The sequence below is a fragment of the Streptomyces sp. DT2A-34 genome, assembly GCF_030499515.1.
GTDB lineage: Bacteria > Actinomycetota > Actinomycetes > Streptomycetales > Streptomycetaceae > Streptomyces.
Genome location: NZ_JASTWJ010000001.1, coordinates 546,195 through 559,884, shown reverse-complemented (window position 1 = coordinate 559,884; position 13,690 = coordinate 546,195). Strand labels below are relative to the sequence as shown.

Sequence of the window (13,690 nt, the reverse complement as noted above, 5' to 3'; positions counted from 1 at the left end):
ATGACCGGCACGGACCGGCGCGCCGAGACGGGGTGCACGGGACTGATCGAACGCGACGCCCAGTGGGCCGGCCTCACCGCGCTGCTGTCGGACGCCGTCGCCGGATCGGGCCGGGTCGCCCTCGTGACGGGCCCGGTGGCTTGCGGCAGGACCGAGCTGCTGCACCGGTTCGGCGAGCGCTGCGGCGAACGGTTCGTGTCCGCGACCTGCTCGGCCCTCGAACGCGACCTGCCCTTCGGCGTGGCCGGCCAGCTCCTGCATGCGCTCGGCGCGCCTGCCCAGGTCAGGGACCTGCTCGACGCGGCGGCCCGGACCGCGGGACCCGCGACCGCCCACCAACTGCACACGCTGTGCCTGGCGTTGCTCGACCTCGCCGCGGACAGCCCGCTGGTGATCGGCGTCGACGACGTGCAGCACGCGGACCCGCAGTCACTGCACTGGCTGCTGTCGCTCGTCCGCCGCCTCGGCCGGGCCGGCATCCTGCTGCTCCTCGCCCGCACGGCGAGCCCCGGCGCCGCCCACTCCCCGCTGCACACCGAGCTGTCACGGCACCCGCACTGCCATGAGATCGGCGTGGCGCCCCTGTCGGAGGCGGGCATGGCCGACCTGTTCGGCGGCGCCGACGCGGGCCGCGAGGCCATGGCGCTCACCGGGGGGAACCCGCTGCTGGCCCGGTCCCTGCTCGCCGACCGGCGGACGGCCGGGCCGGACGCGGACGGCGTGCCGGCGCCCGGCCCCGGGTTCCGCCGGGCCCTCGTCAGCTGTGTCCACCGCTGCGAGCCGTACGTCGTGGCGGTCGCCCGCGCGCTCGCCGTCACCGGCGCCCACGCCACCGTCGAGCGGCTGGGCCGCCTCGCCGGCCTCGATGTCGAGGCGGTGCGCTCGGCGCTCGACCTCCTGACCGATGCCGGGCTGCTGGCCGACGGCCGCTTCCGCACCGACGCCGCCCGCACCGCCGTACTCGACGACATGCCCGCCGACGAACGCGGCCGGACCCACCGGACCGCCGCTCTGCTGGTGCACGACGAGGGAGCGCCCGCGACCGAGGTGGCGCCCTACCTGCTGCGTGCCGACGGGGCCGACAGGGCCGACGAGAGCTGGGCGGTACCGGTGTTCGAGGAGGCCGCCGAGCACGCGCTGCGCGAGGAACGGATCGACACGGCGCTGCGCTGCCTCGAACGCGCCCACCGCGCCTGCCCCGAGGCACACCGGCAGGCGGCGATCGCGGCGAAGCTGGTGCGCGTGGAGTCGCGGGTCAACCCCGCCGCCGCGGGCCGCCGGCTCACCACCGTCACCGACGCGATGCGCGCCGGGCGGCTGTCCGACCGCGATGTGCGCTCCCTGGTGCCGCCCCTGCTGTGGCACGGGCGCGTCGACGAGGCGGCCGAGGCGATGGAACGGCTGCGGCGCGCCCGGCACCAGCCGGGCACCGCCGACCGGACCACCGAGCTGTGGCTGGCCTGCACCCACCCGCCGCTCGCCCGACGCACCCGGCCACCCGCCGGGACCGACCGCGACAGCGGACCGGCCGGCCGCACCACCGGCCCGGCACTCAGGGCCGTGACGGCGCTGACGACCGTCCTCACCCAGGGGCCCGACGAACACGCCGTCACCGACGCCGAGCACGTGCTGCAGGTCGCGCGGCCGAGCGACGGCATGTCCTGGGGGCCCCAGACGGCACTGCCCGCGCTGCACGCCCTCGTGCACGCCGGCCGCCTCGACCTCGCCCGGTCCTGGTGCGACAAACTCCTCGACGACGCCCGGGCCAGGGACCTCGCCGTGGCACAGGCGCTCTACGCCGGGGTGCGCGGCGACATCGCCCTGCGCGAGGGCGACCTCGCCGGGGCCCACGCCCACGCCCGCGACGCGCTCACCCTCATGCCCCCGGGCGGCTGGGGAGTCGCGGTCGGCGTCCCGCTGGGCGTCCTCGTCGAGACGGCGACCAAGCAGGGCAGGCACGAGGAGGCCGCCGCCCACCTCACCCAGCCCGTGCCCGACGCCATGTTCCGGAGCCGCTACGGCCTGCCCTACCTGCACGCCCGCGGCCACCACTACCTGGCCACCGACCGGCACTACGCCGCGCTCGCGGACTTCCTCTCGTGCGGCGAGCTGATGACCGAGTGGGGCATCGACCAGTCGGTACTCGTGCCATGGCGTACCAGTGCCGCCGAGGCGTGGCTGCGGCACGGCAAGAACCGCGACGAGGCCAAACGGCTCCTGGGCGAACAGCTCGCCCGGCTCGGCCCGGAGACCTCGCGCACCCGCGGCGTGGCCCTGCGCCTGCTCGCGGCAACCACCGCGCCCCAGCACCGGCCCCGGCTGCTCGACGAGGCCGTCGCCGTCCTGGAGGAGTGCGGCGACCAGTACGAACTCGCCCGCGCACTGGGCGACTTGAGCAACGCGCACCAGGCGCTGCGCGAGCACCGGCGGGCCTGGAGCGTCGCTCGGCGCGCCTGGCACGTGGCGAACGTGTGCGACGCGACGGCGCTGCGCGACGAACTCCTGCCCAGCCGGCGCGGGCCCGACGACGAGTCACCCGAGGAACAGCCGCCGACCGACCCGATCTCCCGGCTCACCGACGCGGAGAGGCGGGTGGCGGCGCTCGCCGCGGTCGGCCTCACCAACCGGGAGATCGCCGGCAAGCTGTTCATCACCCCGAGCACCATCGAGCAGCACCTCACCCGGGTCTACCGCAAACTCAACGTGAAGTACCGCAAGGACCTGCCGACCGGCCTGCACAGCCATCTGCCGGACACGGCCTGAACCGTCTCAGACCAGGTGCAGCCGCTCGCGCAGTTCACCGACCAGCACCGGCAGGTCGGCGCGGTCCCCGGCGAACCCGAACACATAGTGGTCCGGCCGCACCAGCACCCCCGTCTGGCGGGTCTGCGCCAGGTAGGGCAGATACGTCCGCTGCACGTCCACCACTTCGTGATCCCGCGCCCGCTTCGGCGGGATCCCCGCCGGCAGGACCCGGACCAGGCGCGTCCCGATCGACTTGAGGAAGTCGAGGTCGCCCTCGGACAGCGTCTCGTACGGGTCGACGGTCGTGATCAGCTGGAAGCCCCGGCCGACCACCTCGTCGAAGCGGTCCTTGACCGTGCCGCGCGCCACCACGCCCTGCGGGGACAGCTCACCGGCCCGCGGCGCCACCGACCCCGAGGCGTCACGGCGTACGACGCCGTCCTCCAGGGCGAACCACGACGGTGACAGCGACGGCGCGTCGGGCCGGGAGTGCAGGCCGATCAGATAGGCGTCGCGGCGTGCGGCGGCCGCGTGGTCGAGTTCGGAGACGATCCTGCCGACCTCGATGGACATGTCGATGGTGTGCCGCACCTGCCGGGACCGCTCCGCCTGGTACACGTCGAGCAGCGTGTCGCGGGCCGTGCCGCGCAGCACGAGGTCCAGCTTCCACGCCAGGTTCGCCGCGTCCCGGATGCCCGAGCACATGCCCTGCCCCGCGAACGGCGGCATCAGGTGCGCCGAGTCACCGGCCAGCAGCAGCCGTCCGGCCCGCCAGCTGTCGGCGAGGGCCGCCTGGAACGTGTAGACGATGTTGCGGGTCAGATCGGCGTTCTCGGGCGTCACGTCGTACGGTGCGAGCAGTTGCCACATGCGTTCGTGGGTGCTGAGCTCCTCGACGGACTCGCCCGGCAGCCGCATGAACTCCCAGCGGCGGTGGCCCCGGCCGGAGGCGACGATCGTGGTCGGCCGGTTCGGATCGCAGATCTGGACGTCGTTGGGGCGGAACGAGCGCGGCTCGTGGAACACGACGTCGACGAGCAGCCAGTCGTGCGCGAAGCCGAGGTCGGTCAGCTTCGCGCCCATGGCGTCGCGCACGAAGCTGTTCGCGCCGTCGCATCCGACGACGTACGACGCCGTGACCCGCCCGTCCGCCGGCCCGCCGGCGCCCGGGGCGGTGATCTCGACATGGTCGCCGTGGTCGGTGATCTGCCGCGCCTCGTGCCCGAACAGGGCGGTGACGTTCGGCAGTTCGGCCACGTGCGCGCGCAGCGCCTTCTCGAACGTCGGCTGATGCATGACGGTGGCGATCGGCCAGCCGTCGCGGCCGGGCTCGTACGGTGCCTCGAAGCTGAACAGCTCCCGGCCCGCGCCGTTCTGGAACATGTACTGCCCGAGCGGCTCGCCCAGTTCCATCAGCTCGGCGCCGATGCCCGCCGTGGCGAACGTGCGCGCGGTCTCGCCGTCGAAGGCGACCACGCGCGGGAACGGGTACTGGTTCTCGTACTTCTCCAGGATGACGACCTGCCATCCGCGGTGGGCCAGCAGGATGGACAGGACGAGTCCCACCGGGCCGCACCCGACCACCGCGACGTCCGCGGTGAGACCGGAGGCGGCGGGGCCGGAGCGCGCTGCTGAGGACGGCATCATGGGGGGCATCTCCGCGGTCGGGAAACGGAATCGATCACGCCTCCCGGATGATAGGGCCGAGGTGTCGAGGTGATTGCCCAGTTGTGCGACAGGGCTTCAGGGGACGATTCCCTCGATCTCCACCAGGAGACCGGAACGGCAGACGTCGACGTTCAAATAGGCGGTCCTCGCGGCGGGTGAGAAATACTCCGAGCACATTCGTTGTACGACGGGAATGTCCTCGCGGTGGCGCACGTACACCTTGATGTTGTCGAGGTCGCTCAGTCCGGTGCGCCGCTCGATCTCATGGGCGGCGAGATTGTCCCGGGAAATGAGGTGGGCGATGTTGTCCAGCGAGAGTTCCACCTGCCTCACCAGATCGCCCTCGTGCAGCGTCTCGTGCCCTCGTATGCTCGCGGTGCCCGACACGTAGAGCTGCCCGCCGCTGCGGTCGGTGTGCGTCTCGGCGAGGTAGGTGGCGCGCGCGAACTTCGGCGGGCGCGGGCCGTACTGCTGCGGGTAGTGGTAGGCGGACACCTGCTTGGAGTTCTCCACCGAGGTCGGCGCGGCCGACCGGCTGACCAGGAAGTAGAAGGAGATCCCGCCGCCCAGCGCGCCGATGCCGGTGGCGGAGGGCACCTCCTGGTCCCCGAAGTGGAACAGCTCGAACGCCTCCGCGCGCCCCCGGCAGAAGTCGCGGTAGACCTCCAGGCCGTCGGCGTTGTCCCCGTTGATGTCGGCCACGAAGTTCCACATCCGGAAGCAGTTCTTGTAGCCGAGGCCGTCCATCAGCTCCAGCGCGGTGCAGTACGCGGCACGGGTGGCTTCCGTATAGCGACCGGCCTGGGGGATGCGGCCGGCCACGATCAGATACTCGCCGTCGTGCGCGTAGGCGACCTCCCGCACCACTCCGGTCTCCACCGGCCGGTCGGTGGTCCACACCTCGGCGAACGCCTCGTCCGCCGTGTGCGCCATGTGCAGGCCGATCGTCAGCGCGCCGTTCTCGATGCCCGGATCGGCCGGCTCGGTCGTGTAGTTGACGACTCCGAGGACGTTCCCGCCGAGCACCGCGTCGGTGACATCGGCCGGATTCATGAAAGTGGAGGAAGGAAGGCCGAGGCCGACCGCCGGATTCACCTGAGTCATCGAAGAACGCCCTTCTCGGGATCAGGAAATCGATCGGCCTCATTCGTAGCACCCGCAGTACGGGCATTTCGGGCCCGCCCGGCGTGGACCTTTGGAGCTGCGTGCGGATAGGGGGGTCATAGGGGTGGTTCCGCCCGGTGCCCCGGATTCGATAGGGGGAGCCCTTCCGGCGGCCCGAGGACTCGGATTTTTCCTACTTGTTGTTCGGGCATGCTCGACGTCAGCATCGCGCCTGTCGCCCGTAATGAGGGAGCGTCGTCGGAATGTTTCGCACCGAACTGATCCGGCCCCTGTCCGACCTGCTCCGCGATCACGCCGAGCGCATCCCCGGCAAGGTCGCCTTCCAGGACCACCGGCGGACCGTGACGTACGCGGAGCTGGAGCGGCGCACCCGGCGCCTCGGCGGACATCTGGCCGACCTGGGCCTGCAACCCGGCGACCGCGCGCTGATCCACCTCGGCAACGGCGTCGAGATCGTCGAGAGCTACCTCGCCGTCACCCGTGCCGGCGGCGTCGCCGTGCCGTTCAACCCGCACTGCGCCGACGCCGAACTCGCCTACGCCGCCGACGACAGCGGCGCCCGCGTGGTCATCACCGACCCTGCCCACCTGGAGCAGGTACGCACCCTGCTGCCCGGCCGCCCCTACCTCAGGGTCGTCGTCACCGGCGACGCCCCCGAACCTCGCCCGGGCAGCGGCGCGTTGGTGTCGTACGACGACCTCGTCGGCCGCGACCCGGCGCAGCCCGCCCGCGACGACCAGGGCCTGGACGAGGCCGCGTTCATGCTCTACACCTCCGGCACCACCGGCAAGCCCAAGGGCGTGCTGTCGACCCAGCGCTCTTGCCTGTGGTCGGTCGCCGCCTGCTACGCACCTGTCGTCGGCCTCTCGGAGGACGACACGGTGCTGTGGCCGCTGCCGCTGCACCACTCCCTGGCCCACGTGCTGTGCGTGATCGGCGTGACCGCGACCGGCGCCACCGCACGCCTCCTCGACGGCTTCTCCGCCGACGAGGTGCTGCACGCCCTCGACGAGGACACGTACACCTTCATGGCCGGCGTCCCGACCATGTACCACCACCTCCTGGAGGCGGCCCGCTCACGCCCCGCGCCCCCCGGCGCGACCACCCTCACCCGCTGCCTCACCGCCGGCTCCAACTGCCCCACCCCGCTGCGCGCCGAGTTCGAGACGGTCTTCGGCATCCCCCTCCTCGACGGCTACGGCTCCACCGAGACCTGCGGCCTCATCACCGTCAACTGGCCGCACGGCACCCGCATCCCCGGCTCCTGCGGACTGCCCGTGCCCGGGGTGACGGTGCGTCTGGTCGACCCCGACACGGCCGAGGACGTCGCGCAGGGCGCCGAGGGCGAGGTCTGGGTGCGCGGCCCCAACCTCATGCTCGGCTACCACAACCAGCCCGAGGCCACCGCACAGGCGATGCCGGGCGGCTGGTACCGCACCGGCGACCTCGCGCGCCGCGACGCGTTCGGCTACCTCACCATCACCGGCCGGGTGAAGGAACTCATCATCCGCGGCAGCGAGAACATCCACCCCGGCGAGGTGGAGCAGGTCCTGCTGAAGGTGCCCGGCGTCTTCGACGCCGCCGTCGTCGGCACCCCGCACGACGTGCTCGGCGAGGTGCCCATCGCCTTCGTCGTCCCCGCCGAGGACGGCTTCGACCCGGAACAGCTCTACGACGCCTGCCGCGCCCAACTGTCCGGCTTCAAGGTGCCCGAGGCCGTCTACGAGATCGACCACATCCCGCGCACCAGCTCCGGCAAGATCACCCGGCACGTCCTGCGCGAGCGCCCCGCACGGCTGCGCGCGGCGAGCGGCGGCCAGCACGAGGCACTGCTGCGCATGGACTGGGCGCCACTGCCCTCGCTACGCACCGCCGGACTCCAGGCCGCCGCACGCTGGGCCGTCGTGGGACCGGACCGCTTCGGCCTCACCGCCGCCCTCACCGCCACCGGACTCCAGGTCACCCCGCACACCGATGCCGCCGCCCTGCACACCGCCCTGGCGGACGGCGAGCCCGCGCCGGACGTGGCCGTGCTGTGCCTCCCCGACGACCTGGACCCCGGCGGCCGACTCGCCCGTGCCGCGCACACGGCCACCGACGAGGTGCGCGACATCCTCCAGACCTGGGCCGGCGACGACCGCCTCGCCCCCTGCCGCCTGGTCGTGCTCACCCGCAACGCGGTCGCCGCCGGCGAGGAAGGCGTGCGCGACCTCCTGCACGCCCCGGTGTGGGGGCTGCTCCGCTCACTGCAGGTGGCCCACCCGCACCGGTTCACCCTCGTCGACATCGACGCCGACGACACCGCGCCCGGCGTGCTGCCGTCCGCCGTCGCCACCGACGAGCCGCAGCTCGCAGTGCGTTCCGCAAGCGTGCTGGCACCGCGTCTGAAGCGGGTGTCCGCCACCGTCAACTCCGGCATCGCGCAAGGAGTCGACCCCCAGCGCACCGTCGTCGTCACGGGCGCGGCCGGCCCACTGGGCGCCGCCCTGGCCCGGCACCTCGTCGCCGCCTACGGCGCCCGGCACCTGCTGCTGATCAGCCCCCGCGGCCGGGGCGACGACACCACCGCCCGGCTGGAGGGCGAACTCACCGCACTCGGGGCCCGGGTGGCCGTCGCCGCCTGCGACGTGACCGACCGCAAGGCCCTCGCCGAAGCTCTGGGCCGACTGAAGCGGCCCGTCGGCGCGGTCGTCCACTGCGACGGCGAGTACGCGGACGCCCCCGGCGCCACCGAGCCAGGCGCACACGACGCGTTCCGCACGGCTGTCTCCGGCGCGGTCAACCTGCACCAGCTCACCAAGGACGGCGACGTACGCGCCTTCGTGATGCTGTCCACCGTCGCCGGCGCCCTCGGCCTGCCCGGCTCGCAGGAGCACGCGGCGGCCAACGCCTTCCTCGACGCGCTGGCCTGCTACCGCCGCGACCGCGGCCTGCCCGCCCTGTTCCTCGCCGCCGGTTCCCCCGACGCGCCCACCACCACGGGCCACGTGCGTGACCTGCCCCACCAGGAGTTCACGGCGATGTTCGACATCGCCACCGGGGCCGGGATGACCCAGGCCGTGATCATGCGCATCGACAGCGCCGCCCTGCGCGAGCGCACCGCACAGGCCGAAGTGCCCCCGCTGCTGCGCGGACTGATCGACGTCTCCGCACCCCTGACGGCACCGGACGATCACCGGCTGACCGAACTGCGGCAGCAGCTCACGGCCCGGACACCGGAGGAGCGCGACACCTTCCTGCTCGACCTCGTACGCACCGAGGTCGCCGCCGTGCTCGCCCTGACCGGCACCGAACGCGTCGCCCCGCGCAGGACGTTCCGAGAACTCGGCCTCACCTCCGCCCACGCCGTGGACCTCCGCAACCGGCTCACCACCGCCACCGGCCTGCACCTGGCCGTACCGGTCGCCTTCGACCACCCGACGCCCACCGCGCTCGCCCGCCACCTCAGGGCCGAACTCCTCGGCGAACGCCCCGCCACGGCGCCCACCGACGCCGCACCCGTACCGCTGGACGAACCGATCGCGATCGTCGGCATGGCCTGCCGCTTCCCCGGCGGCATCACCTCCCCCGAGGACCTGTGGCGGATCGTCGACACCGGCACGGACGTCGTGTCCGCGTTCCCCACCGACCGCGACTGGGACCTGGACGCCCTCGCCGCCGGCGCCAGCCACACCCGCCACGGAGGATTCCTCTACGACGCCGCCGACTTCGACGCCGGTTTCTTCGGCATCTCACCGCGCGAGGCCCTGGCCATGGACCCCCAGCAGCGGCTGCTCCTCGAGGTGTCCTGGGAGGCCCTGGAACGCGCCGGCATCGACCCGGCGACGCTGCGCGGCACCGACGGCGGCGTGTTCACCGGCGTCATGTACCACGACTACGGCACCGGCCTGACCGCCGCGCCCGAGGGCACCGAGGGGTACTGGACCACCGGCACCGCCGGCAGCGTCGTCTCCGGTCGCATCGCCTACACCCTCGGCCTGCAGGGCCCCGCCGTGACCGTCGACACCGCCTGCTCCTCCTCCCTGGTGGCCCTGCACTGGGCGGCACGCTCACTGCGCCAGGGCGAGTGCTCCCTCGCGCTGGCCGGCGGCGTCACCGTCATGTCGACGCCGGCCACGTTCGTCGAGTTCTCCCGGCAGGGCGGCCTCTCCGCCGACGGGCGCTGCAAGGCGTTCAGCGACAGCGCCGACGGCACCGGCTGGTCCGAGGGCGCCGGCCTCGTCGTACTGGAACGCCTGTCCGACGCGCGCCGCAACGGACACCGCGTGCTGGCCGTGCTGCGCGGCAGCGCCGTCAACCAGGACGGCGCCTCCAACGGCCTGACCGCACCCAACGGGCCCTCCCAGCAACGGGTCATCGGCCAGGCGCTCGCCGCCGCCGGACTCACCCCCTCCGGCATCGACGCCGTCGAGGCCCACGGCACCGGAACCACGCTCGGCGACCCCATCGAGGCTCAGGCGCTCATCGCCGCCTACGGCCAGGACCGGCCCGCCGACCGGCCGCTGTGGCTCGGCTCGGTCAAGTCCAACATCGGCCACACCCAGGCCGCGGCCGGCGTCGCCTCTGTCATCAAGACGGTGCTGGCCCTGCGCCACGGCGTCCTGCCCAAGACCCTGCACGTCACCGCCCCCTCCACCCTCGTCGACTGGAGCACGGGCGGCGTCGAACTCCTCACCGCCCCCACCGCGTGGACAGCCCCCGGCCGCCCCCGCCGGGCCGGCGTCTCCGGCTTCGGCGTCAGCGGCACCAACGCGCACCTGATCCTGGAGGAGGCCCCCGCCTCCGCATCCGCGCCCGAGGCCGAGCCGGACGATCCGGCGGACGCGCCCTCGGTTGCGCCCTCCGTCGTGCCCTGGGTCGTGTCGGCCCGGACCGCCCCAGCCCTCGACACCCAGCTCGACCGCCTGGCCGCGCTGGAGGCGGCCCCGCTGGACGTGGCGCTGTCGCTGGCGACGACCCGGACCGCGCTGGAGCACCGGGCGGTGCTCGCCGACGGCACCGAGATCGCGCGCGGCACGGCCCAGGACCGGCAGCTCGCGCTCCTCTTCTCCGGACAGGGCTCGCAACGGCTGGGCATGGGCCGGGAGTTGTACGAACGGTTCCCGGTGTTCGCGGCCGCGTTCGACGCCGCCCTCGCCGAACTGGACCCCGGGCTGAGCGAGGTGATGTGGGGCCATGACGCCGACGCGCTGAACGAGACCCGGCACACCCAGCCCGCCCTGTTCGCCGTCGAGGTCGCGCTGTACCGCCTCGTCGAGTCCCTCGGGGTGACCCCCTCCTTCGTCGCCGGGCACTCCATCGGCGAGATCGCCGCCGCCCACGTCGCGGGCGTGTTCACCCTGGCCGACGCCTGCCGCTTGGTGTCCGCGCGGGCCCGGCTGATGCAGGAACTGCCGGCCGGCGGCGCGATGGTCGCCGTCGAGGCCACCGAGGACGAGGTGCTGCCGCACCTGACGGACCTGGTGTCGATCGCCGCCGTCAACGGCCCCCGCTCGCTGGTCGTCGCGGGCGACGAGGCCGAAGTGCGCACGCTCGTCGAGCGGTTCCCCGGCCGCAAGACTAGGCGTCTCCTGGTCAGCCATGCGTTTCACTCGCCCTTGATGAACCCGATGCTGGAGGACTTCAGGGCCGCCGTCGCCGACGTACCGGCCGCCGAGCCGCGCATTCCGGTGGTGTCGAACCTGACCGGCCGGCTCGCCGCGCCCGGCGAGCTGACCTCGCCGGACTACTGGGTCCGCCATGTCCGCGAGACGGTCCGCTTCCACGACGGGGTACGGACCCTGGGCGACCAGGGCGCGACGGCCTTCCTGGAACTGGGCCCGGACGGGGTGCTGTCCGCGCTGGTACGTGACGCGCTCGACGACCTCTCCGGCACAGCCCCAGCCGACGACGTGCCGGTAGTCGCGCTACTGCGCAAGGACCGCCCGGAGGAGGCCGCCGCGGTGACCGCCCTGGCCCGGCTGTACACCGCCGGGACGCACGTCGACTGGGCGCCTCTCTTCGACGGCACCGACGCACACCGCGTCGACCTGCCCACGTACCCCTTCCAGCGGCAGCGCTACTGGCCCGAGCCCGCCGCCCGCCCCGCCGACCCGGTCGACGCGGAGTTCTGGGACCTCGTCGACGGCGGCGACCTGGCCGCCGAGCTCGACCTGGCCCCCGACACCGCCGCCGCCGTGGCTCCCGCGCTGGCGTCCTGGCGCTCCCGCAGGCAGGGCCGTTCCGCTCTGGACGGCTGGCGCTACCGCGAGTCCTGGACCCGGTTGTCCCCGCCACCAGGTGACGTGCCCGGCGCGTGGCTCGTCGTCGTACCGGCGGGGGAGCGGGACGCCTGGACCTCGGCGGTCGTGGACGCCCTGGGCGCCACGGTCCTGGAGGTCGGCGCGCCGGACCGCACGGCGCTCGCGGAGCGGCTGCGCGGCTTCCCCGGCACGGGCGTCGTGTCGCTGCTGGGCACGGGCCCGCAGACGTCGGGCGACGACACCCCCTACGCCCTCTCCGCCACCCTCGCACTCGTCCAGGCGCTCGGCGACGCCGACGTCCCCGCGCCCCTGTGGGCCGTGACCCGGGGCGCGGTGTCGACCGGCGACGGCGACCCGGTGACCGACCCCGCGCAGACGGCGCTCTGGGGCCTCGGCCGGGTCGTCGCGCTGGAGCACCCGCGGCGCTGGGGCGGCCTCGTCGACCTGCCCGAAAGCGTCGACGCGCGAGGACTGCGCGCCGCCCTGGGCAACCCGCTCGGCGAGGACCAGCTGGCCGTGCGCGGCGACGCCGTCCTCGGCCGCCGCCTGATACCCGCACCCCGCGCGGGCCGCACCGGAGGATGGACACCCTCGGGCACGGTCCTGATCACCGGCGGCACCGGCGCACTCGGCGGCGCGGTCGCCGAGGCACTGGCCGCCCGGGGCGCCGAGCACCTCGTCCTCGCCAGCCGCCGGGGCCCGCAGGCACCCGGCGCCGACGAGCTCGTGGCCCGCTTGACGGAGTACGGCGCCGAGGTGACCGTACGGGCCTGCGACGTCGCCGACCGCGAAGCCGTACGCGAACTGCTGGCCGGCATCCCCAGCCTCACCGCGGTCGTGCACGCCGCCGGCATCGACACCGGCGACGGACCCATCGCCTCCCTCACCCCCGAGCGGCTGCACGCCGTACTGACCGCCAAGCTCACCGCGGCCCGCCACCTGCACGAACTCACCTCGGACCTCGACGCGTTCGTCCTGTTCTCCTCGGGCGCGGCAGCCTGGGGCAGCGGCGGACAGCCCGCCTACGCCGCCGCCAACGCCTACCTCGACGGCCTCGCCCAACTGCGCCGCGCCCAGGGACACCCCGCGACCTCCCTCCAGTGGGGCACCTGGGACGGCGCCGGCATGGCCGCCGACCCCGAGACGGCCGAACAACTGCGCCGACACGGCATGCTGCCGATGGAGCCGCGGCTCGCGCTGACCGCGCTGAGCGAGGCGGTCGCGGACGGCGAGACCGTCCTGACCGTCACCCGCACGGACTGGCGACGCTTCGCCCCCGGCTTCACCGCCGCCCGCCCCGCGCCCCTCCTGACGGAGATCCCGGAGTTCAACCGGGCCCTCACGGACATGGACGAGGACCAGGCCGGTGAGGCCCCCGCCCTCGCCGACCGGCTCTCCGCCCTGCCCGAGGACGAACGGACCGCCACCGTGCTCGACCTGGTGCGCACCCAGGCCGCCGCCGTCCTCGGACACCCCGGCGTCGACTCGATCAGCGTCGACAAGGCGTTCCGCGACCAGGGCTTCGACTCGCTGACCGCCGTCGAGATGCGCGACCGGATCAGGGCCGCCACCGGCCTGCCGGTCCCGTCCGGGCTGGTCTTCGACCACCCGACGCCGCGCGCCGTGGCCGAACACCTGCTGTCCCGGCTCGCCGCACCCACCGGCTCGGCACTGACCGAACTCACCCGGCTGGAGGCGGCGTTGCCCTCCGCGCCGGCCGCCGACCAGGACGCCGTCCGGGAACGCCTGGAAAAGGTCCTCGCGAGCCTGCGCACGCCGGCCGCGCCGCGTTCCTCCGAGGACGACATCAACAGCGCCTCCGTCGAGGACCTCCTGTCGATCATCGACGACGAGTTGCTCGACCCTTCGTGACTTGCTGTGCCCGCATGACTTGTTGTGCCCGCGTGAAA

4 protein-coding genes are annotated in these 13,690 nt (G+C 73.7%); 2 read left to right on the top strand and 2 right to left on the bottom strand.

What is annotated here, in order from left to right:
• Nucleotides 1-2,763: a LuxR family transcriptional regulator gene (locus QQM39_RS02325; protein ID WP_301994897.1), complete on the top strand. Its 2,763-nt coding sequence runs from the start codon at nt 1-3 to the stop codon at nt 2,761-2,763.
• A gap of 6 nt (nt 2,764-2,769) precedes the next feature.
• On the opposite strand, the gene QQM39_RS02320 is transcribed toward QQM39_RS02325, so the two are convergent.
• On the bottom strand, nt 2,770-4,392 hold the full coding sequence (locus tag QQM39_RS02320; RefSeq protein WP_301994896.1) for a bifunctional 3-(3-hydroxy-phenyl)propionate/3-hydroxycinnamic acid hydroxylase: 1,623 nt from the start codon (nt 4,390-4,392) through the stop codon (nt 2,770-2,772).
• A gap of 96 nt (nt 4,393-4,488) precedes the next feature.
• Nucleotides 4,489-5,517 (bottom strand): FkbO/Hyg5 family chorismatase, encoded by a 1,029-nt coding sequence (locus QQM39_RS02315; protein ID WP_301994895.1) that lies wholly within the window; start codon nt 5,515-5,517, stop codon nt 4,489-4,491.
• 263 nt (nt 5,518-5,780) lie between these two features.
• Between QQM39_RS02315 and QQM39_RS02310 the strand changes: the two genes are divergently transcribed.
• Nucleotides 5,781-13,652: a type I polyketide synthase gene (locus tag QQM39_RS02310; protein ID WP_301994894.1), complete on the top strand. Its 7,872-nt coding sequence runs from the start codon at nt 5,781-5,783 to the stop codon at nt 13,650-13,652.
• The last annotated feature ends 38 nt before the right edge of the window (nt 13,653-13,690 follow it).